Here is a 20,448-nt window from a genome sequence, read left to right on the forward strand (position 1 = left end):
GGCTAACGCACCTCCTTTTTTCCTTTCAACAGATCAAGCACCGCAAACAGGATGACTAATCCCTGGAGGATATAGATCACTGCCATGGGCACCTTTGTAAACATCTGTACGGAATTTCCTCCGCTGCGCAGCGCCCCGAACAGAATGGATGAAAGAAAGATGCCCACAGCCCCATTTCCTCCCAGCAGGGAAACGGCAATGCCGTCAAAGCCATAGCCTGCGGACAGGCCTGCCAGCAGCTTGTGCTGCACTCCCATCACCTCCATGCAGCCTGCCAGGCCTCCGAAGCCTCCTGCAACTACCATGGAGAGGAATACGGTCCTCCTTACCGGAATGCCGCCGTAGCGGGCAACCTCATTGCTGGAACCGACCATGCTCATCTCATACCCCTCGGATGTATAATGCCAGAAGATAAAATACAGAAGCAGCGCTGCTGCTGCCAGGAAAAGGCCAATGCTTAGCTGTGTCTTTGGCAGGATGACCGGAAGCTCTGCTGTGGGCTGTATGATCTCTGTCTGGGGATAGGTGCCTGCAGCCTCCTTGATCGGCCCATTTACCATAAAGCCTACCAGATACACTGCAATGTAATTCAGCATCACAGTCGTAATCATCTCATTGGCCCCAAACCTGTTTTTCAGAAAGCCTGCCAGGCCGCCCCACAGACCGCCTCCCACAAAGCCCAGGAAAAGGCAGACCGGAATATGGAGCACGGCCGGAAGCTTTAAATATACGGCTGCAATCGTGCCTGCCAGAGCACCTGCGTAGAGCTGTCCCTCGATACCAATGTTGATCAGGCCGCATTTATAAGCAAAGCCGTAGCTTAAGCCTACAAATATCAGTGTAGTTGCCTTTACCAGGGTAGAGGCAGCTGCTCTGGTGGTCCCGAAGGCTCCCTGGAGCATGACGGAATACACATTCAGCGCGTCCTCGCCCACCATGGTGATGACCCCTGCCCCAATGACCAATGCGAGAATAATAGATATCATCGGTTTTAGCTGCATTTCCAGTTTCTTCATTCCTTTTTCCCTTCCTTTGTCATATTCTTCTTATCATGATCATAGTAAGTGGACATGTCGCCTGACGGCGACATCACCAATTATGAAAGCCGATTGCACCGCGCCGCTGGTAGTTCTATGCTCCGCTCTGGTCGGTGCTGGACGAGTGCCGCAGGCACTCAGCACCCTGCAATCGCCGCCGGTATGAGGAATCCGGCCTGGCGGCCTGCTTCCTCATACCGGCTTGGTTGTCAAATGCCTGTACGTCCTTGCGTGCAAGCACGCAGTCCGCACAGCCGCTTGACAACACTTTCATAGTAAATAAAAAAAATCCTGCTCTCAGTTTCCAATGGACCGGCGGCTTTTTCGGCAAGGCGCTGGAATTGTACAATGAGATTAGGATTTACGAACCACATGGATTATGTAGTTTACGGCTAACAAATCTGATATGACATTATGCGGTTTTCATTTGGCAGAAGCTGCAGAGAGCCTCTTATTAAAACAAAAAAGACGTTTCCAGAAACTTTTGTTTCCGTAACGTCTTTGTTATGCTACTAAAATAACCAATCTGCTTTCAAAAGTCAAACACTTTTTTTTATTTTTTATTTTCTAATGTATTTCCTTAAGGAAAAAAGTTTTTTACACTCTGTGAGGAAGGTATCTGCCCTTTGGCACTTTCGTAAGAACTTTCCCTGCCCTTACAGCCTGATGGCCCCGCAGAAATACATCCCTGACGCAATGGGACACCTCCATGCCTTCATAAGGTGTATAATCCACGGCCTGCATTTGAGACGCAGCCGTGATCATTTTGGGGCAGTCTCTTGTCAGGAGAACGATATCGGCATCGCTGCCCGGGGCGATCACTCCCTTTTTTGGGTACAGTCCCATGATCCTTGCCGGACTCCCAGCAGTGAGTCTGGCGATTTTCGTGTAGTCCAGTCCGCTGGCAGCCCCGCAGGAGTATAGGAGCTCCAGCCGGTGCTCCACTCCGGGCAGGCCGTTTGGGATTTTCCGGAAATCCTCTCTTCCCTGGCTCTTCTGCCCATAGAATAAAAAAGAACAATGATCCGTGGAAATGGTATCCACCACGTCCTCTCTTATCCCCTGCCACAGCCTGCGGCGGTCTTCCTCTGTGCGCAGAGGCGGACTGCATACATATTTTGCCCCCTCAAAGCCGGGAAGGCTATAGCGCTTTTCTGTCAGCAGCAGGTACTGGGGACAGGTCTCACAGAAGACAGACATCCCCCTCTGCTTTGCCCTGCGTATCTCATCTAAGGCCTGGCGTGTACTGGTATGGACAATATAAACCGGAGCTCCTACAAGAGAGGCCATGTCGATCACCCTGGATACAGCCTCATGCTCTACCTCATTTGGCCGGGACAGGGCATGGTTTATGATCTTCTCAGGAGCCTCTTTTCCAAGCTCTTTCCGTCTCTCCTCCAGGATATCTCCATTTTCACAGTGGACCATCAGAAGAGTCCCGTATTTTTTCATCAGCTTTAAAAGCCGGTACAGTTCCCTGTCATCCACTCCCAGATCCCCCTTGTAGGCGGTATAGGCCTTAAAGGTGGTGACTCCCTGGGCGATCATGGAGACGATCTCCTGCTCGATCTGTTCATCACATCTTGACAATGTCATATGAAAGCCGTAATCACAGAAGGAACGCCCTCCTGCCTTTTCATGCCAGCAGTCAAGGCCGGACTGCAGGGAGGCCCCTTTTGCGGGCTCTGAAAAATCCATAATGGTAGTGGTGCCTCCGGCTATGGCTGCCCTGGTTCCCGTATAAAAATCATCGGAGGTCCGTATCTCCCCGCAGGGCATATCAAAATGGGTATGGACATCTACGCCTCCCGGCACAGCCAGGCAGCCTTCGGCATGGATAAGCTTCTCCCCTTCTTTTGCATGAAGGGCTGGTCCTATCTCATGGATCCTCTCCCCCTCTATGCGGATATCCCCCTCAAAGCTCTCCTTTTCACCTATGATCAGGGCATTTTTTATGAGCATGTGACTGCCTCCCTTTGGACTGTCATTTCCATCATTCCATCATGCAAGGTCCACAAAGGAGGATGCGATCTCAACCAGCAGCCTTGTCACCTTCTCCATGGACTCCGCCGGAATGTACTCATACTTTCCGTGGAAATTATGGCCTCCTGTGCAGAGGTTTGGACAGGGAAGGCCCATGTAGGAGAGGCGTGCGCCGTCTGTACCGCCGCGTATCGGCGTAATAATGGGCGTAATACCCAGTTTTTCCATACATGCCTTTGCCTTGTCGATCAGATACATATGGGAAGCGATCTTTTCCTTCATATTGTAGTAGGAATCCGTCACAACAGCCTCTACGGTTCCTTCGCCGTACTTGTGGTTAAGATAAGCGGCTGCCTGGGAAAAGAGAACCTTTTTTGCTTCAAATTTTTTCTTATCGTGGTCACGGATGATATAATCCATTTTTGCCTCCTCCACACAGCCTGACATGGAATCCAGGTGGAAGAAGCCCTCATATCCCTCTGTATACATAGGCTTTTCATCGGAGGGCAGCATTGCCTCAAACTCCATGGCCACGAGAAGGGCATTTTTCATCTTTCCCTTTGCAGTGCCCGGATGGATGTTGCAGCCGTGGATAACGACCTTTCCGGAGGCAGCATTGAAATTCTCGTACTCCAGCTCTCCCAGGGCTCCTCCGTCCACCGTGTAGGCCACGTCAGCCCCGAAGCCCTTCACATCGAAAAGATCAGCGCCCCGGCCTACCTCCTCATCCGGCGTAAAGGCGATGAGCACAGGCCCATGCTCTGTCTCAGGATGGTTCAGAAGATAAGAGGCCATTGTCATGATCTCTGCCACTCCGGCCTTATCATCCGCGCCCAGCAAGGTGGTGCCGTCTGTAGTGATCAAAGTCTGGCCTGCATAACCGGAAAGCTCCGGAAACTCCTTTGTGCGAAGCCAGATATCAAGCTCCCTGTTCAGGCAGATATCGCTGCCATCGTAATTTTCCACGATCTGAGGCTTCACGCCTGTTCCCGAAAAGGCTGGCGCCGTATCCATATGGGCGATAAAGCCCAGGGCAGGAACCGGCTTTTGGGCATTGCCGGGAATGGCAGCATATACATAGCCGTGCTCATCCATACGCACATTCTCTGCTCCCATTTGCTTAAGCTCATCCCTCAAAAGCTTCCCCAGCACCAGCTGCTTTTTCGTGCTGGGCATCTCCTCTGCGTCATCCTCTGACTGTGTATCGTATGAAACATAGCGCAAAAAGCGCTCCATTACCTCTGACATGCGGTGCCTCCTTTTTCTTTTATGTACTCTCGGAATCTCTTTGTGCCCAGGCATGTTCACTTATCGACCACCGCCATAACGAGCAAAACGCGCCAGTGACGCGTTTTGTCGGATTCTAACGGTTCGCCACCTCTTCCGTGATCTCCTCCCAGGTAACGCCTTTTTCTACCATAAGCACCATCATATGATACAGGAAATCCGAGATTTCATACTTGATCTCCTCCGGGTCGGGATTTTTTGCCGCAATGATGATCTCTGTGGCTTCTTCTCCCAGTTTCTTCAGGATCTTGTCGATTCCCTTGTCAAAGAGATAGTTGGTGTAAGAGCCTTCCTTTGGGTGAGCCTTCCTGTCCACGATGATCTGGTACTCATCCTCAAATACCTTAAGGGGATTGGTCTCCTTGTAATCCTTCTCTGCCAGGGTGGTAAAAAAGCAGGAGCGGTTTCCCGTGTGGCAGGCGGCTCCGATCTGCTTTACAGTGGCAAGGATGGTGTCGTTATCACAGTCAATCTTTAAGGACTTCACATACTGGAAATGACCGCTGGTCTCCCCCTTCAGCCAAAGTTTCTGTCGGCTCCTGCTGTAATAGGTCATCCGTCCGCTGGCAAGAGTGGCTTCGAAGGCCTCCTCGTTCATATAGGCCATCATGAGGACCTCATTTGTCTTGTAATCCTGTACGATCACGGGGATCAGTCCGTCACTGTTCAGCTTGAAATCCTTCCATGCCACAGAGCTCTCAAAGGTGTCCACAGAAACGCCGGCAGCCTTTAACTGCTGCTTCATCTCCATCGCCTTGTCCATGGAAGCTTCCTGCAGGGTCAGAATGGCTCCCTTGACCTGCTGGCAGCCAAAGACCAGCTTGAGCTCTTCTGTGAGCTCTCTGGCCTCCTCCTTTTCCTTACAGAGCACCAGGCAGGGCAGGCTGCATTCCCCGATCTCTCCCAGCTCCGCCAGCGTGGGCACGGAACCCGGCGGGCAGAGGATCAGCATGGAGGCACCCAGCTGGGAGTACTCCTCCGCCTGCTTTAAGTAGGACATATCCGGCAGGTAGGCATAGATCTTTTCATTTCCAAACCGGTCAGCCGCCTCCTTCATCATGTCCACATTTTCCTGCCTGCTCACATCCAGGAACACGGCGCTTGCCCCTGCATAGAGGTACTTCTTCACATCCTCCAGCCGCTTTACCCGGCCTCCTGCGATGATGGGAGCCTCCATGGTTCTGGAAGCCTCCTTAATGGCGGCAATGGCAGCCTCATGCCCGTCATCCTCCGTGGAACGGTCGTAGACCAGCACCTGGTCGGCCCCGTTGTCGCTGCAGAGCCTGGAGAGCTCTGCAAGGCCCTCCCCATAGCTTCTTTTTCCATCCCAGGTAAAGGCCTTGCCGCCCTGGTACCCTAATCCTATAATCAGCTTCTTATAATCTGTCATCTGTTATTCTCCAACTATCACATTTTATCTGCCTTCAAAGCGCTTTACTGCCTCTGAAAGCTCCAGGCGCTTTTCATAGAGGGCTTTGCCAATGATGGCTCCCTTCACGCCGGCCTCATAGAGGGCCTGTAAATCCTCCATACAGGATACTCCTCCGGAAGCAATGATGTCAAGCCCTGTTTCTACGGTAAGCTTCCTTGTGGCCTCCACATTTGGCCCTGTCAGCATTCCGTCCCTGGAAATGTCAGTGTATACAATATGCTCCACGCCCATGGATTTCATGTTCAGACAGAGTTCTGATGCGCTGACCGTGCTCACCTGCTCCCAGCCCTGGATGGCTACCATGCCGTTTTTGGCATCCACACCGGCCACAATGGCCTCAGAACCAAATTGTTTTACCATATCTCCTAAAAATTCCGGCTGCTCCACTGCCTTTGTGCCGATGATCACCCTCTTTACTCCCAGGGAGAGCATGAACTCTATGGCTTCCTGGCTTCGGATGCCGCCGCCGATCTCAATAGGGATGGATACGGCCCTTGCGATCCTGCGGATCGTCTCTGCATTGACAGAGCGGCCAGCCAGGGCTCCGTCCAGATCCACCAGATGAAGAAAGGTCGCCCCCTTTTCCTGCCATGTAAGAGCCACCTCCTCCGGGCGGTCAGAATACACGGTGATATCGTTAAATGCTCCCTGACGGAGACGGACGCACTGTCCGTTTTTCATGTCGATTGCCGGATATAATTGCATTGCTTTTCTCCTTTTTTCGTATTACTATGAAAGTCCCGCCGCCGGATAGGCGGCATTAAGTTCAGGTATGCCAAATGCACCCACCAGATTTTCATGGTGCGATGGCGCGTATGCCCGCTGGGTGCATGTAGGTTTACTATGAAAGTCCCGCCGCCGGATAGGCGGCACTAAGTTCAGGTATGCCAAATGCACCCGCCAAACTATCATGGTGTGGCGGCGCGTCCGCCCGGACAGGTCATCCTTGCCCGGCCTCCTGTACGCGGGCCAGCTCCATCCGTCCTGTAATCTCCTCCTCCAGGGCCTTCATGTACCTTTTCGCCTTGCGTCCTCCCGCCAAAATATGGGCAAATTCCTCGTCTGTGATCCCCAAAAGCAGGCCGCTGCTCATCTGGAGTCTGTCAAGGCGCCTATAAGGGATCACCTCGAACTGGTAGGAGGCGGAGATGATATAATGCTCTGTCAGATAAACAGAGGTCCCTTTTCCAAACTCTTTCGCAAAAGCAAGCTCCCTGTCAGCCTGGAAAAGCTCCTCCTCCCTGCCGGCCAGCCGCCTCTTCTGGGCCTTCAGGCGGCGGAGATAGGAGACGGCACAGAACATCCCAGCCAGCAGGATCACAGCCGGAACCACGTAAAATCCAACGGCCCAGGGATACTGCTGCAGATAGCTTCTGGGCACTGCATCCAGGTAATAATCTCCCACGATCTCAGACAGATCCTCCATGGTAAAGGGAAGCGTCATATCGTCAGACCAGAGCTCGCTGTAGGCATCCCTCACATAGCCCATGAGCTCCGGGACGATCCTTTCCCCGTATCCGTATACATCCTCCACAGGAGGCGTATCCTCCTCCTCTTCGCTGTAGGTGTAATCCATCAGCGCCTGGAGCTCCGGCGTGATATCCTCTTCTTCCATGGAAATGATATAAGGCTGGAGCAGATGGTCAAATCCAAAATAATAATGATAGCCCTTTTCCATATGCTCCGCAAAGCTGCCTGTCAGATACTGCAGGCGCACATAGCTGTACTCTCCCGGTTTGATGGAATCAAGCATCACTGCCCTTGCCTGGCGGTTCGCAAAGGCCGCTCTCGCGTACACGTCCAGAAGCCGGCCCGCAAGCAGCGATGACAGCCCCAAAAGCAGACAGGCAGCGGCCGCCAAAAGCCGTTTGTCCCAATAACGCAGAAACAGCATTTTTCCTGACAATGCCTGTTCTCCTGAACTCTGCTCTCCTATGCCCTGCCTCTGTTCTCTCTCTTCCATCTTGCCGCTCCTTGATCTCTTTTGTATGCTGGACTACAGGCTCCCCTTTGTGGAAAGCACGCCAGTGACCCTGGGATCAAACGTTGTTGCCCCGTCCAGAGCCCTTGCAAATGCCTTAAAGGCTGCCTCTATGATATGGTGGTTGTTGAAGCCTGACAGCTGCTTGATATGGAGGTTCATCATAGCTCCATAGGAGACGGCGTAAAAAAACTCCCTCACCATCTCTGTCTCCAGTTCTCCCACCTTTTCCCTGTCAAGCTCCAGATCATAGACAAGGTAAGGACGTCCGCACAGATCTAAGGCGCAGAGCACCAGGGCTTCATCCATAGGAAGGAGCATAGAGCCATAGCGTGCGATCCCCTTCTTATCTCCCACAGCCCGGGCGATCGCCTGGCCCAGCACAATGCCCGTATCCTCAATGGTGTGATGGGTATCCACCATAAGATCCCCCTCCACCTTCACTGTCAGGTCAAAAAAGCCATGTCGGGCAAAGCTGTTCAGCATGTGGTCGAAGAAGCCGATGCCTGTGTGGATGTCGCTTTTTCCGCTCCCATCCAGATTCAGCTTCATATATATCCTTGTCTCGTTGGTGTTGCGTGTGATCTCACTGATCCTGTCCATTGTTCCTCCTGTATGCCGGCCCCGTACCTGTCAAAACGGTCAGGACCTGTCCTGTTATATCACTCAAATCTCACCTTGATGGAATTCGCATGGGCGGTCAGATGCTCCGACTCTGCAAACGCCTCAATATCCTTGTGTGCCTTCTCAAGGGCTTCCCTTGAATAGTAGATGATGCTGGACTTCTTGATAAAGTCATCTACGCCCAGAGGAGAGAAGAACCTCGCTGTTCCATTGGTGGGAAGGATGTGGTTCGGGCCTGCATAGTAATCTCCCAGGGGCTCGGAGCTGTACTCACCGATAAAGATCGCTCCTGCGTTCTGTATCTTTGTCATGACCTCAAAGGGATTTCTGGTAACAATCTCCAAATGCTCCGGAGCAATGCTGTTGGCTGTCTCCACTGCCTTTTCCATGGAATCCACCACAAGGATATAGCCGTAGTTGTCCAGGGATTTCCCGATGATCTCACTTCTGGAAAGCACCTTTAAGAAGCCGTCCACCTCTTCGGAAACCTTCTTAGCCAGGTCCATGCTGGTGGTCACAAGGATGGCGGAGGCCAACTCGTCATGCTCCGCCTGGCTCAACAAGTCGGCAGCCACATACCGCGGGTTGGCGCTGTCGTCTGCGATCACCAGGATCTCACTTGGTCCCGCAATGCTGTCAATGCTCACATGGCCGTACACAGCCTTCTTTGCCAGGGCCACGAAGATATTGCCGGGGCCTACGATCTTATTCACACGCGGAATGGATTCTGTACCAAAGGCCAGAGCGGCGATCGCCTGGGCTCCTCCCACCTTATAGACCTCGGTGGCTCCTGCCAGATGGGCCGCCGTTAGTGTCACAGGATTCACCTTTCCGTCCTTTCCGGGAGGTGTCACCATGACGATCCGCTTCACGCCTGCTACCTCAGCGGGGATGATATTCATGAGCACAGAGGACGGGTAAGCAGCCTTTCCGCCAGGCACATATACTCCGGCGCTCTCCAGGGCTGTGATCTTCTGCCCCAGGATGGTGCCGTCAGGCTGGGCATCGAACCAGCTGTTCCTCTTTTGCTTTTCGTGGTAACGGCGGATATTCTCCATGGAGGTCTTCATGACTTCAAGAAGGCCCGGATCCACCTGGCTCATGGCCTCTTTGATCTCTTCCTCCGTGACGCGGATATTAGACGCATCCACATCTGCGCCGTCAAATTTCTTTGTGAAGGCAAACAGGGCCTCGTCTCCCTTTTCCTTTACCTCGTCCACGATCCCCTGCACGGTCTCCGTATAGCTGCCGTAGTTGTTGGGATCCCTCTTTAGCATGTCCGCCAAAATATTTTTCATGGATGCATTGTCCAGTGTAACGATTCTCATACTTCGATTCCTCCTGTGCTCTATGCCTTTTCCTTCAAAAGGGCCTGAAATTCCTTTATGATCCTGGTGATCCGCTCATTTTCCGTCTTCATGCTCACCTGGTTCACCACCATGCGGGCAGACAGGCTGCACACCTCCTCCAGCACGGTCAGGCCGTTTTCACGCAGGGTGGAGCCGGTCTCCACAATGTCCACAATGACCTCGGACAGCCCCACAATGGGAGCCAGCTCAATAGAGCCGTTGAGCTTTATGATCTCTACTGTCTGGTATTTCTGGTTGTAAAAATAGTCCTTTGCGATATTGGGGTATTTGGTGGCAACACGGATCAGCTCATGGTGCTTTAAGCGCTCCCTGGCTGACTCCGGGCCGCAGACGCACATCCTGCATTTGCCCATGCCCAGATCCATGACCTCGTAGAGCTTGCGGCCCTCCTCCAGTATGGTATCTTTGCCCACGATACCGATATCTGCTGCTCCATATTCCACATAGGTAGGCACATCGTTTGCCTTTGCCAGGAAAAAGCGGATCCCCAGCTCCTCATTTACAAAGATCAGCTTCCTGGAGTCCTTATCCTTCATCTCCTCACAGGAAATGCCGATAGCTTCAAACATTTCCATGGCCTTAGAGGCAAGACGCCCCTTTGCCAGCGCAACTGTCAAATATCTCATCTTAATACAAGTCCTTTCTTTCGCCCCATCTCTATTCCCGTAACGCTTCCGCCATACGGCAATTTGTGCGGAAATTATTCCCCATAAGCAGAGTACGGAATCTCATCTGCAGAGCCATTTACCATATCCATGGCTGTCACGATCCCGCCATTGCCTTTCAGGTAAAGGATATTGCGCAGCCCGCGCCTTTTTGCCATCTCCCTGTAAGCTTCAAGAACAGCCCCTTCCTTCCGCTTCATAGTCTGGACTGCCATGCCCTTTTTCCGAAGAAGCTGGCTTAAGGCCAGGGCCTTCCCCCTGGCAGATGCCTCATACAGGACAATGGTATTTACCAGAGTCACCGGGGTATCGATATTCTGCCGGGACAGGGCGGCCATGAGCTGGTCTACCACAATGGCAAAGCCCACAGCAGGGGTATCCTTTCCAAACTGCACCAAAAGCTTGTCATAACGTCCGCCTGTGACAATATAATCTCCTGTGCCATAGGTGTAGGCCTTAAAGATAATGCCTGTGTAATACTGGTATTTGCTGATCATACCCAGATCGTAGGACACATAGGAGGAAAGGCCGCAGCTCTCCAGGATCTCGTGTACCTCCTCTAAACGGCTGATCGCCGCCAGGGCATCCGGGTTCTCTGTAAGGCCTCTGGCTGTCTTTATCTGCTCAATGGAGCCAAAGAGCTCCGGCATTTTTAAGAAGGCCTCCTTTAAAGACGGTTCCATCTCCTGGTTCTTTAAAAGCTCCTCCACACCGAAATTGTTCTTATTCTCAATGAGCTGGTTTAGCTCCTGCTCGACCTCTTCCTCCAGCCCTGCCTCTTTTAGGAGACTCCTGTAAAATGCCACCTGGCCCAGCTCCACCTGGAAATCCTCAAGGCCTGCTGCCTTTAAGCTGTCGATCACCAGAGCAATGACTTCCGCATCTGCATCTGCGCTGTCGTCTCCTATGAGCTCTGCGCCGGATTCTGCCCGCTCCTTTAAGCGTCCCTGGTAGCTGCTGTTATTCTTAAACGTACGCTCTAAGTAGCACAGGCGAAGAGGCATCTCCTCATCTGCAAAATATTTGGCAACACACCTTGCCACGGCCGGAGTCATATCCGGCCTCAAGACCAGGGTATTATTATCCCTGTCAAAAAATTTGAACATCTCCTGGGAGCTGACGCTTCCTCTGTCCTTGCTGAAGATATCGAAAAATTCAAAGCTGGGGGTCTGGATATGCTCATAGCCATAGAGATATAAGGTGTCCAGGATCTTGTTCTGCACTGCCAGCTTTTTCCTGCATTCTGCATTGTAACTATCCCTGACTCCCTCAGGAGTGTGGATCAGCTTGTTTTTTCTTGTCATGTTATTCCACCTGTCCGCATTGTCATATTGTCATTGAGCTACCTGCCTACTGCTTTCTCGTAGTAAAGTGATAATTCAATGACGCGCATGTTTCATTATAGGAGATAATGCTTCTGTTGTCAATTGGTTTCCGCCTGGAGTTTCCGATAAAAGCATATTGCCGAACCGTTACTGCATGCCTTCATGGCCTCTCTGTTCCAGATCCCTTGCCAGCATTTCCAGATAATGCACCAGCATGTCACGGTGGGCACGGATGCGCCAGGTCTTGTCCACCTCATCATAGGTAAAGCTCTTCCTGCCGCCCTCCTCCATGCGCTTCCAGAAGGCCGCCACATGGGCAAAGGGAAGATAGTACATCTCATCCATGGAGGTGTAATACAGGATAATGAAGGCTATCCCGCCCTGGGCCTCGAATTCCCTCATAAACTGTATCTGGTGGGGATGGATATTTTGAAGGGGAAATGTCTTTGCCGCGCACTCCTTTGCATCAAAGCATACGGGGATCCCCTGTACAGCTCCTATGTAGTCCACCGTACTCTTCTGGTCAAAATAGGCCAGGGTGATGTGGCGGCTGCTCTTTTCGATCTCAATAGGGGTAATGGGGGTGGGGATCTTCTGTATCAGTCCCAGCTTTTTCTCCCGGTAGCTGTCATTTGTATGGTTGATCAAGTCCTCCAGGGTGGACCCCCTAAGCCCCCGCGTGTTCCATGTTCCCATAATGGCCAAAATGTCCTTTCCTACGTTGTCTTTGCCGAAAAGCCCTCACTGAGGCGCCTGCCTTAAGCGGAGGAATTTTCCTATAGTATAGCAGACGAAAGCGTTTTTGTAAAATGATGCTCCTGCCGCTGAAAGCCTATTTTCAGGTACAGGCCTTCCGCCATTTCAGAGGAATTTAATACAGCTCTTCCAGCTCCGTCCCTCTTTGCCTGCTCCAGGAGAAGCTCTGCCATGTGCCGGGCGATCCCCTGGCGGCGGAAGGCCTCGTCCACCCATATGCTGGTGAGCTGGGCGGTCTTTCCCAGGGGATTTTCGTTAGACGGCAGGGTCTCATAGTAATAGACCGTGGCCGTGGCGGCGATCCGGCCGCAGCTCTCCCCCAGAAGGGTGTGACATTGTCCGGCGGTCATCTTCTCCTGGTAAAAATGGTGGATGGCCTCCCGGGCTTTGGGAGGCAGCTCCCTTTCGGAAAACAGACGCAAATCCTGCAGCCTCAGCTCAACCAGCATTTCCACCTCCTGCAGGGAGGCATAGCGATAATTCAAGGCTTCTTTCATTGGTTTTCTCCTTTCATTTTTCCGTCTGCCCCATATCCGTCTCAGCATCTCCCATAGGCGTAATGTACTGCATCGCGATCCTGTTCTCCGGCTTTGTGTCGCACAGATAAATAACTGTCAGAAAGATCCATTCAAGGGGCTTCATCATGATGTAGGTTATATCAGCTGCAAGAGGGCTGCGGATATGGCGGGCAATAGGATATCCGCAGGTGTCGTAGAAATAGCGGACCCTCCTGTGAAGGCCCGGAAGGCGCTCCTCCAATATCTGCTCAAAGGCATTGGCAATGCACAGCTGGCGGTTGACAATGACCCTATGCCCATGGCGCACCCCGAACCGCAGGGGCTTTACCACCCTGCGGTGGCCTCCGGCGGCAGCTGTACAGAGGTAGTGTTCATCGTAATATATGTTCGGAGGAGATATCTGCTGCGACAGTGTCCACTGGCTTGTCTGTGTCCACGCCTCAATGATGCTGTCCGGCTTCTGCCCGATCAGTGTGAGAAGAGCGATCATAAGGCCGAGAAGCGGAAGCAGAAAAAGGAATGCCAGCCAGGGCCAGTTCTTCGAATCATACAGCAGGGCCCTTAAGGCGCCTGAGAGGCCTTTTGTTTTGAGGCTGTCATCTGCGCTGCTGCCTGCTTCCCCTCCTTTCGGATGCAGCTCCTGCCACTGCCCTATGACGCGGCGTATCTCCTTTGCTCCCAGCAGAAGGCAGTTCCACGGAAAGAGCTGCATGAGCAGTACGCCCAAGAAATCTCCCATATAATAAGGAGAGCCATCGGAATGAACGGTCTGCAGAATCCAGAGGATGCACACTCCTCCTCCCATATACACGGCCGAGATCGACAGGACTGTCAGAAGAGGCGGCTGCCTGCGCAGGGGCACAAGGCGCAGGATCAGGTATCCCAAAATTCCGATTGCTGCTAACGTTATGACCGTTGGCAGTGTCCATGTGGCAATGGGCGCATGAACCTGTTTATTGTACAGGGCCACATCCCAGTCCTTCCAGATGATCTCTGTGAATCCACTGATATAGATCCAGCTCAAAAGCACCCCCAGGCCTACGGTCAAGCCTTCGGAAATGCCTTCCATGCTGCTCCTCTCCCGCTTTTCTCCTCTTTTCATAAGATAATAGAGGTTCAGGCAGGTCAGGGCCAGAGGGTAGCCAATGATCTCAGCAATGGCCGCCAGCGTAAGGCCGCCCATGATTCCCCGCGCCAGCAGCTCTGCCAGGCTCCAGAACAGGGATCCTCCGTTCCTGTACGCCTGCCCGCTCCCGCTGAGTGCAATGAGGGACGCCGGAAGCAGGACCACCCAGAGAATTGCCAATAGCAAAAAAGGCCCGCCAAACGCTCTTGCCGGGTTTTTCTTTATCCAGGAAAAAATCTTCTTCATCCTTACTCCTTTTTCTGCATGATGCCATTATTTTTCGCTTTATCGCTAAGCCTGCATGCGCCCGGCGGGCGGACGCGCCACCGTATCGTGAAAGCCCGGCGGGCTCATTTGGCAGCCCTTGAAAGCATACCAAAATCTGCAAAAGCAATAAGCTGTTCTAATTCCAAAAGATTCAGCATAACATGTCCTTTCCTGCTATTTACTTTGTGAAAGGCATATTTCATAATTGATATTGTACTTTCTTTGAATAACCTTGTAAACTATGAATTGTAGAAAGGATGTGTAACTGTTCAATAGGTCTGCGCACTTGCTGCGCTGGCCATAAGATGACTTATACAAATAGAAGGTACACGATATGGAATATGTAACGCTGAACAATGGCATCAAAATGCCCAAATTGGGATATGGCGTATACCAGCCCCCGCCGGAGGAAACAGAGCGTTGTGTAAGAGAAGCGATTGAAATTGGCTGCCGCATCATAGCTACCGCGCAATGGAGGAAGCCCATATTTTACCATACCATCATTTCCTGTTGTGAAAATGATATCCTTCCTTGCAGATGCCGTCAATGGGGAGGGGTTCATAAGGGCAGAAAAAATGAAAGCCCCAGGGCTGCAGCTCTGGGGCAAATTATTTTTCTGCAATGGGAGTTCAGGGGCAAGGCCCTTGAACCGGAATCTATTTCTTTACCGGGAAAAAGATCTCCGTCACCCACTCATCCGGCGGTACATTGTCAAAATGGGCCTTCACATAGATTTCGTAGGGCATTCCGGACATTTTGTAGCCGTTGGCATTCATCCAGGATACGATAGCGCCGTATGCGTCAGGCAGGCCGGAGTAAGGGCCCTTGTGAATGGTAGTGGCACACAGACAGGGCGGCAGGATGACCTCCGCCTTCTCACGCTCTTTAATGCCTACTCCAACCTCGATATCACTGTAGGCCGGATCAAATTCCTGATCGTGGTACATTGCCATGACAATACCGTCTGCTGTGAGATGCTCCCTTGCGATCTTCTCATAGATCTTTCCATAATAGATACCAAATTCCTCCACTGACATCTTCTGGCGCTTTGTAAGGAGCACCAGCTCCTTTGATTCTTTTACGATGATTTCATATTGATTCTGATAGTTCATAATATCACCTGTCCTCTTAAAATCCTCCAGATGGAGTCCCATTTCCCGTATGGTAAGGGCAAGGTGTTCCATCTGCCGCTCCAAGCGGAATTTCTGGTTGGACAGCTGTTTTTGCAGCTGCCGGTTATCAGTAATAGCAAGCAGCTTCTGAATGTCCATCAGAGAGAATCCGTACCGCTTCAGCCTGCCGATCAGCAGCATTGTCCCTATCTGGGAATCCTCGTAATAGCGGTAACCATTTAGTTCATCTGTCTTCTGGGGCATTAACAGCCCGATCTTCTCATAGTGGCGCAGCGTCTTCACACTTACCCCGCATACCTTTGACATTTGTCCAATACTCAGCATCTGACACTCTCCATTCATACTCTGTTTGCTCTGATCCGGATCTGTGTACAGTATAAGCCATGACCTAAGGGACGAGTCAAGTATTTTTAGCTGCCTGTCTATTTTTCAAAAGCATATCCAGCGTCAGCGTCTGTATCCCGGTAAACAGGATCCCCAGTGCCACAGAGGCAGCGCCATAGCTTGATGCCCCTAAAAGCAGCACGCACACATTGATTCCTCCCATTACTACCGCTACATTGACTCTGGGATTCTTTTTTTTCAGGATCAATGCAATCGTGTCAAAGCTGACAGCCGTTGCCTGCTGGCTGATGCACAGATAGTAGCCCCAGCCTACCAGCAGGGCTGCTGCCAAAGCAGCCGGAAGGCGTATCGGGATCAGGCAGATATGAAGAGAATGGAAGATGGAGAAGGACACCATATAGCTGATACCGCCGATCAAGGTTCCTTTCACGTAATGCCCTCCTAAAAAAACATAGCTTAACCCCATAAACAAAAGCATTATTCCATCTGCTACCACCGCCGTATCCCATCCCAGCATCCCAGAAAGGACCATGGAAAAGCTGGTAACTCCCCCATTGATGATCCTGTTTGGGACAGCCAGAAAAGCATATGCAAATGTCATCAGGACATTCCCGAAAATAATCTTTATGATCCTCATTGCTCTTTCTTCTGCTTTTTAAAAAAATCCTTTGTCTGCTCTCTTACCTTTGGCCACAGGATCACGATCGCGATCAGATTCGGTATTGTGAGAAGCCCCAGGGCAATATCCTGGATGGTCCATACAAGCTCGATCTCCAGCAGAGCGCCCACGATACAGAAGCAAGGAAATACGTACTTAAACTTCTCTGCTGTGGAGCGTCCAAACAAAAAGTTCAGCCCTACAAAGCCGAAATACCACTGGCTCATAAGCGTAGTGACGCAGAACAGGAGAAGGCTGAGCGCAACCACATAGCGCAAAGGCTCCCACACACTCGCAAAGGCGTTGATCGCAAGGACATTTCCGGTGCACCGGAATCCAGCACCCCTGTCACGCCCAGCACAAGGCCTGTAATACTGCACAGCACAAAGGTGTCCAAAAACACTTCCGTAACTCCGGTAAGTCCTTGCTCCACAGGATGGTCCACGCACGCAGAGGAATGGATAACAGGCGCAGAGCCCTCGCCGGCTTCATTGGAATACAGTCCTCTCGCCACGCCGCGCTGCATGGCAACGATCATGCTTCCTGCCGCACCTCCTGCTGCCGGCCTGAGCCCCCAAGCGCCCAGCAGGATATCGGAGATGACCTGAGGAACTTTCGTGATATTGGCTATGATGATCAAAAGGCCTCCTGCCACGTAGATGCTGGCCATCACTGGGACCATTTTCTGGGTAACATGTGCAAGACGTTTCAAGCCGCCCACTGTAATGATAAAGATCACAAGGACCAGCAGCAATCCCGTAAGCAGGTAAGGAACGCCAAAATTCTCCTTCAATACACCGCCGATGGTATTGGACTGTATGAAGTTTCCGCTGATGATCTGGATCACCATACAGGCAGCGCAGATAGCTGCCAGCCACGGGGCATGGATGCCATTTTTGATATAGTACATGGGGCCTCCGACGTAAGCACCCGTCTCATCCTTTTGCCGGTAGAGCATACCCAGAACGATCTCCCCATATTTCGTGGCCATTCCCACAAAGGCAGCCACCCACATCCAGAAGATCGCTCCCAGCCCTCCTGTCAAAACAGCAGTGGACACACCTACGATGTTCCCGCTGCCAACACAGGAGGCAACTGCCGTACACAGGGACTGGAAGGAAGTGATCGTCCCCTCCTCCTCTTTTTCCTTTTTCCGGGCAAAGAAGGGCTCCCAAAGGGTTTTCTTCATGATATAAGAAAAATACCGTATCTGGACTCCTCCTGTGACCACTGTATACAGGATCCCCACACCCAGCAATACAAACAACAGCCAATCTCCCCAAAGCCAGCTGCTGAAAACTGCTAATCCATCCGCCAACTTCTCCATCGTTTTCCCTCCTTGCTGCCCCCATAGGCTTATTTCTCGAAATACTCCCTGCACAGTTCTTTGGCATATTCTGCGCTGCGTCTTGCACCCGCCATCTGCTTTGCTAAAAGCTCCTCCAGAAGCTCATTTGATACTTCATGGGGATAATAATACTGTCCCGGCTTTACCTTATCCAGATCATACAGGGGCGCCTCTACCTGAAAGCATCCCTCTCCTACATCTGAAACGCCTCCCATTCCCTTTGAACGCTTAAACTGTGCACAGTATGGATAGCACATTTCTACATTCAGCCGCGCAATGGGCGAGTTCTCCAGCATGATGTCCAAGCACTCCCTCAGATCAATATTGCCCTCTCCTGCCGGCACACCGCATACCACATACCCATACTTATCCTCCGGACAGGGAATGACGATATGATCCTTAAAATGTGTCGTAATGGTATAGGGTGCCATGTTCCTTGCTGCCTTGGCCGGTTCCTCCCACACCATCATCGCATTGCCAAAATCGTAGTGGAGGCCGATCCAGGGAGAATTCACCTGTTCCATCACATGTACCAGTTCCTCCGATGTCTCATATTCGTGATTTTCAAGTGCCAGCCTGATCCTGTATTTTTTTAATACCGGAATGATATTCTTCAGGGAGATGACCGCCTGGTCAAATACGATGGGATCAAAATCCAGCCTGACCTTTCCGAGATCATATTTTCCTTCTCCTCCGCTGTTTCTTTCCTCGCCGCAGTTTAAGGTGATCGGGATATACGTTCTGATGATGTCGGCCCCGATAGCGTCCGCTACCTTGATCACCTTGAGAAGATGCTCATACTCCAGGCCCTTTGTTGCCAGCTCTGCATACATGTTGTATTTCTGCAGAAGTTCCCTTACCTTCTTAAGATGCTGCGGCTGGATGTTGTCCAGGGTTCCCCATTCGGGGTTCAGATTATAGTCTTTGATCAGGTTGATCATCACTCCGTCCAGACCAAATTCATGGGCAGTTTCTATAAAACCAAAAATATCCATCTTTTTATTTTGAAACCAGAGATGCAGGCTCTCTGTATCTAAACCAATCTTTATCATAATCAACACCTTATTCCTTTCGTCTTATTTCTGATGAAGCTTGATCCTGTGGATCAGGAAGGTCGATACCCCAAGTCCCAGCACGGCCCAGCCGATCATGATGCAGAATACAATGCGGAAGCCTGTCATGCCGGGATAGCTGTCAAGGAAATGACCGTAGATCACATATGCAAATGCATTTGGCAGATAGATCACAAGGGATGCCAGGCTCATTGCCGCACCTGTGATCTCTGCCGGAACCTTTACCTCGTCCATAGGAGCAAAAAAGACTGCTCTCATGGTAAACACGATAGCTCCAAAGCCAAGTGTACATGCTGCGCCCAGGATCCAGTTGCCTCCTGCGCCCAGCGTCTCGTGAGGAACCATAAGAAAGGCTGCCATTGCAATGATACACATAAGAAAACCAATGCGTATGTACTTTGCAGAGGACTTACATACCTTATCAGACATAAAGCCGCCCACAGAGCCTCCTACCATCTTAAGGCCGTACTGGTTGATAATGCCATACATACCTACTGCTGTTGCAGGAAGGAAATAGATCTGGTTCAAAAAAGGAATAAAATAGGTAAGTCCGCAGTATACGCAGTATACAGTGAATCCATTGAGCGCCACTGCCCAGATATCAATGCTTTTTACTGCCTGCATCATTCCGTCAAAGGCGCTCTGTGCTTTGTTTACCTCTTTTCCATCGTCTCCTATCCGTTTCTCATCATTTGGTACAAAGATCAGGCAGAGGATACCTGCTGCGATCGTCACTGCCGAAAGAAAAAGCAGGCCGCCTCTTAAGGCTGCTGCGCCCTCTCCCATTGCCTTGAAGATCGCCAGGGCGCTTGATGCGATGATCACATCCACGATGCCGCGTCCCATCTCCAGAAAGCCAAACATACGGCCCTGCGTTTTCTCATCTCCTAAAAGCCTGATCGCCTTTAAGAGCACCGGCCAGTATGTCACCTCACCCAGGATAGCCAGCACGCCGAAGGCTGTCAAAAAGCCCCAGTATCCGGGAAAGGTAGAGAGGTAAATGCCTACTGCTCCGATCCCCACCAATGAACCGCCGATCATATATTTCTTGCTTATCATGTCACAGATATAAATACCGCAGATCAAGCCGATGGTTTGAACAATGCCATACGCGCTGAGCGCTCCGCCGATCTGGGTATTGGTAAGCCCCATAAACTGCTGCATTGGGACATAGAACATGTCCTTCATGGAAGACAGCTTAAATGCAATTCCCCCTGAAAATGTCAGTATACAGAATACCAACCATCGGTTGGGCGCTGCTTTCACCATTTTTGCCTTTGTTTCATTGCTCATATTCCTTTGATCTCCTTTCATGATATACCACTCTGATTTTCTGTACAAGTGGTGTTTCCTTTGTTTTATGGTTGCATTATACTTGCTTTTCCTTGTGTTTTCAAGTGCGAACACAGATAATTACATTTTTTCGTTATTTTATCCAACTTTATTCTTTGGTTTTTGTGCAATATTTTTGGTTTTATTGGTTTTTGAGTCTTCCATCTCCAATGAAATCCATCTTTTTG

General features: G+C 51.2%; 20 protein-coding genes and 1 pseudogene. 1 reads left to right on the forward strand and 20 read right to left on the reverse strand.

The window, feature by feature from the left end; all coding sequences use genetic code 11:
- Positions 1-2: 2 nt before the first annotated feature.
- The 14 genes from LIZ87_RS03835 to LIZ87_RS03900 all read right to left on the reverse strand — a co-directional run bounded on the left by LIZ87_RS03835 (position 3) and on the right by LIZ87_RS03900 (position 14,350).
- The gene (locus LIZ87_RS03835; protein WP_227145385.1) at positions 3-1,016 is read right to left on the reverse strand and encodes an ABC transporter permease; all 1,014 of its coding nucleotides are present in this window, start codon (positions 1,014-1,016) and stop codon (positions 3-5) included.
- A 115-nt stretch (positions 1,017-1,131) separates the two neighbouring features.
- Complete coding sequence (locus LIZ87_RS03840; protein WP_227145387.1) at positions 1,132-1,311, reverse strand: hypothetical protein; 180 nt, start codon at positions 1,309-1,311, stop codon at positions 1,132-1,134.
- A 323-nt stretch (positions 1,312-1,634) separates the two neighbouring features.
- On the reverse strand, positions 1,635-2,999 hold the full coding sequence (hydA, locus tag LIZ87_RS03845) for a dihydropyrimidinase (protein ID WP_227145389.1): 1,365 nt from the start codon (positions 2,997-2,999) through the stop codon (positions 1,635-1,637).
- Positions 3,000-3,038: 39 nt separating this feature from the next.
- Entirely contained in the window at positions 3,039-4,268 is a 1,230-nt protein-coding gene (gene pepT, locus LIZ87_RS03850) for a peptidase T (RefSeq protein WP_227145391.1), read from the reverse strand.
- A gap of 115 nt (positions 4,269-4,383) precedes the next feature.
- On the reverse strand, positions 4,384-5,697 hold the full coding sequence (hisIE, locus tag LIZ87_RS03855; protein ID WP_227145393.1) for a bifunctional phosphoribosyl-AMP cyclohydrolase/phosphoribosyl-ATP diphosphatase HisIE: 1,314 nt from the start codon (positions 5,695-5,697) through the stop codon (positions 4,384-4,386).
- A gap of 24 nt (positions 5,698-5,721) precedes the next feature.
- The gene (gene hisA, locus LIZ87_RS03860) at positions 5,722-6,444 is read right to left on the reverse strand and encodes a 1-(5-phosphoribosyl)-5-[(5-phosphoribosylamino)methylideneamino]imidazole-4-carboxamide isomerase (RefSeq protein ID WP_227145395.1); all 723 of its coding nucleotides are present in this window, start codon (positions 6,442-6,444) and stop codon (positions 5,722-5,724) included.
- 235 nt (positions 6,445-6,679) lie between these two features.
- The gene (locus LIZ87_RS03865; RefSeq protein ID WP_227145397.1) at positions 6,680-7,702 is read right to left on the reverse strand and encodes a hypothetical protein; all 1,023 of its coding nucleotides are present in this window, start codon (positions 7,700-7,702) and stop codon (positions 6,680-6,682) included.
- Positions 7,703-7,735: 33 nt separating this feature from the next.
- Positions 7,736-8,323, reverse strand: coding sequence for an imidazoleglycerol-phosphate dehydratase HisB (gene hisB, locus LIZ87_RS03870; RefSeq protein WP_227145399.1), 588 nt, complete (start codon positions 8,321-8,323; stop codon positions 7,736-7,738).
- A gap of 59 nt (positions 8,324-8,382) precedes the next feature.
- Positions 8,383-9,672: a histidinol dehydrogenase gene (hisD, locus tag LIZ87_RS03875; RefSeq protein WP_178315125.1), complete on the reverse strand. Its 1,290-nt coding sequence runs from the start codon at positions 9,670-9,672 to the stop codon at positions 8,383-8,385.
- A 20-nt stretch (positions 9,673-9,692) separates the two neighbouring features.
- Positions 9,693-10,340 carry an ATP phosphoribosyltransferase gene (gene hisG, locus LIZ87_RS03880; protein WP_178315127.1) on the reverse strand — a complete coding sequence of 216 codons (648 nt, stop codon included), beginning with the start codon at positions 10,338-10,340 and terminating at the stop codon, positions 9,693-9,695.
- A 74-nt stretch (positions 10,341-10,414) separates the two neighbouring features.
- The gene (gene hisZ, locus LIZ87_RS03885) at positions 10,415-11,683 is read right to left on the reverse strand and encodes an ATP phosphoribosyltransferase regulatory subunit (RefSeq protein ID WP_227145401.1); all 1,269 of its coding nucleotides are present in this window, start codon (positions 11,681-11,683) and stop codon (positions 10,415-10,417) included.
- A gap of 168 nt (positions 11,684-11,851) precedes the next feature.
- A complete protein-coding gene (locus LIZ87_RS03890; protein WP_178315718.1) occupies positions 11,852-12,400 on the reverse strand; it encodes a Holliday junction resolvase RecU in 549 nt (182 codons plus the stop codon).
- A gap of 80 nt (positions 12,401-12,480) precedes the next feature.
- A complete protein-coding gene (locus LIZ87_RS03895) occupies positions 12,481-12,957 on the reverse strand; it encodes a GNAT family N-acetyltransferase (protein ID WP_227145403.1) in 477 nt (158 codons plus the stop codon).
- A 13-nt stretch (positions 12,958-12,970) separates the two neighbouring features.
- On the reverse strand, positions 12,971-14,350 hold the full coding sequence (locus tag LIZ87_RS03900; protein ID WP_227145404.1) for a DUF6688 domain-containing protein: 1,380 nt from the start codon (positions 14,348-14,350) through the stop codon (positions 12,971-12,973).
- 355 nt (positions 14,351-14,705) lie between these two features.
- Between LIZ87_RS03900 and LIZ87_RS22820 the strand changes: the two are divergent.
- Positions 14,706-14,843: pseudogene (locus LIZ87_RS22820) on the forward strand (aldo/keto reductase); the annotation flags it as partial.
- 184 nt (positions 14,844-15,027) lie between these two features.
- Here the strand turns inward: LIZ87_RS22820 and LIZ87_RS03910 are convergent.
- The 6 genes from LIZ87_RS03910 to LIZ87_RS03930 all read right to left on the reverse strand — a co-directional run bounded on the left by LIZ87_RS03910 (position 15,028) and on the right by LIZ87_RS03930 (position 20,221).
- Positions 15,028-15,828 (reverse strand): MerR family transcriptional regulator, encoded by an 801-nt coding sequence (locus LIZ87_RS03910; RefSeq protein ID WP_227145405.1) that lies wholly within the window; start codon positions 15,826-15,828, stop codon positions 15,028-15,030.
- Between the two features lie 76 nt (positions 15,829-15,904).
- Positions 15,905-16,486 carry a YitT family protein gene (locus tag LIZ87_RS03915; RefSeq protein ID WP_178313311.1) on the reverse strand — a complete coding sequence of 194 codons (582 nt, stop codon included), beginning with the start codon at positions 16,484-16,486 and terminating at the stop codon, positions 15,905-15,907.
- Positions 16,483-16,776, reverse strand: a complete 294-nt coding sequence (locus LIZ87_RS22700) for an alanine:cation symporter family protein (protein ID WP_330664532.1) — start codon at positions 16,774-16,776, stop codon at positions 16,483-16,485. Before LIZ87_RS22700 ends, LIZ87_RS03915 begins: the two co-directional genes overlap by 4 nt.
- The gene (locus tag LIZ87_RS03920; protein ID WP_330664533.1) at positions 16,731-17,834 is read right to left on the reverse strand and encodes an alanine/glycine:cation symporter family protein; all 1,104 of its coding nucleotides are present in this window, start codon (positions 17,832-17,834) and stop codon (positions 16,731-16,733) included. The genes LIZ87_RS22700 and LIZ87_RS03920 overlap by 46 nt, the downstream gene beginning before the upstream one ends.
- Before the next feature lie 29 nt (positions 17,835-17,863).
- Positions 17,864-18,907, reverse strand: coding sequence for a sugar phosphate isomerase/epimerase family protein (locus LIZ87_RS03925; RefSeq protein WP_227145407.1), 1,044 nt, complete (start codon positions 18,905-18,907; stop codon positions 17,864-17,866).
- Between the two features lie 24 nt (positions 18,908-18,931).
- Positions 18,932-20,221, reverse strand: coding sequence for an MFS transporter (locus LIZ87_RS03930; protein WP_178313314.1), 1,290 nt, complete (start codon positions 20,219-20,221; stop codon positions 18,932-18,934).
- Between the last annotated feature and the right edge of the window lie 227 nt (positions 20,222-20,448).

The organism is Lacrimispora sp. 210928-DFI.3.58 (genome assembly GCF_020554865.1).
In the GTDB taxonomy this organism is placed as follows: domain Bacteria; phylum Bacillota; class Clostridia; order Lachnospirales; family Lachnospiraceae; genus Enterocloster.

What these genes read in the sequence shown, in the direction of transcription:
- LIZ87_RS03835 (WP_227145385.1), bottom strand. Translation starts at nt 1,016, where the DNA reads ATGAAGAAACTGGAAATGCAGCTAAAACCGATGATATCTATTATTCTC.
- LIZ87_RS03840 (WP_227145387.1), bottom strand. Translation starts at nt 1,311, where the DNA reads ATGAAAGTGTTGTCAAGCGGCTGTGCGGACTGCGTGCTTGCACGCAAG.
- hydA (WP_227145389.1), bottom strand. Translation starts at nt 2,999, where the DNA reads ATGCTCATAAAAAATGCCCTGATCATAGGTGAAAAGGAGAGCTTTGAG.
- pepT (WP_227145391.1), bottom strand. Translation starts at nt 4,268, where the DNA reads ATGTCAGAGGTAATGGAGCGCTTTTTGCGCTATGTTTCATACGATACA.
- hisIE (WP_227145393.1), bottom strand. Translation starts at nt 5,697, where the DNA reads ATGACAGATTATAAGAAGCTGATTATAGGATTAGGGTACCAGGGCGGC.
- hisA (WP_227145395.1), bottom strand. Translation starts at nt 6,444, where the DNA reads ATGCAATTATATCCGGCAATCGACATGAAAAACGGACAGTGCGTCCGT.
- LIZ87_RS03865 (WP_227145397.1), bottom strand. Translation starts at nt 7,702, where the DNA reads ATGGAAGAGAGAGAACAGAGGCAGGGCATAGGAGAGCAGAGTTCAGGA.
- hisB (WP_227145399.1), bottom strand. Translation starts at nt 8,323, where the DNA reads ATGGACAGGATCAGTGAGATCACACGCAACACCAACGAGACAAGGATA.
- hisD (WP_178315125.1), bottom strand. Translation starts at nt 9,672, where the DNA reads ATGAGAATCGTTACACTGGACAATGCATCCATGAAAAATATTTTGGCG.
- hisG (WP_178315127.1), bottom strand. Translation starts at nt 10,340, where the DNA reads ATGAGATATTTGACAGTTGCGCTGGCAAAGGGGCGTCTTGCCTCTAAG.
- hisZ (WP_227145401.1), bottom strand. Translation starts at nt 11,683, where the DNA reads ATGACAAGAAAAAACAAGCTGATCCACACTCCTGAGGGAGTCAGGGAT.
- LIZ87_RS03890 (WP_178315718.1), bottom strand. Translation starts at nt 12,400, where the DNA reads ATGGGAACATGGAACACGCGGGGGCTTAGGGGGTCCACCCTGGAGGAC.
- LIZ87_RS03895 (WP_227145403.1), bottom strand. Translation starts at nt 12,957, where the DNA reads ATGAAAGAAGCCTTGAATTATCGCTATGCCTCCCTGCAGGAGGTGGAA.
- LIZ87_RS03900 (WP_227145404.1), bottom strand. Translation starts at nt 14,350, where the DNA reads ATGAAGAAGATTTTTTCCTGGATAAAGAAAAACCCGGCAAGAGCGTTT.
- LIZ87_RS03910 (WP_227145405.1), bottom strand. Translation starts at nt 15,828, where the DNA reads ATGCTGAGTATTGGACAAATGTCAAAGGTATGCGGGGTAAGTGTGAAG.
- LIZ87_RS03915 (WP_178313311.1), bottom strand. Translation starts at nt 16,486, where the DNA reads ATGAGGATCATAAAGATTATTTTCGGGAATGTCCTGATGACATTTGCA.
- LIZ87_RS03920 (WP_330664533.1), bottom strand. Translation starts at nt 17,834, where the DNA reads ATGGAGAAGTTGGCGGATGGATTAGCAGTTTTCAGCAGCTGGCTTTGG.
- LIZ87_RS03925 (WP_227145407.1), bottom strand. Translation starts at nt 18,907, where the DNA reads ATGATAAAGATTGGTTTAGATACAGAGAGCCTGCATCTCTGGTTTCAA.
- LIZ87_RS03930 (WP_178313314.1), bottom strand. Translation starts at nt 20,221, where the DNA reads ATGAGCAATGAAACAAAGGCAAAAATGGTGAAAGCAGCGCCCAACCGA.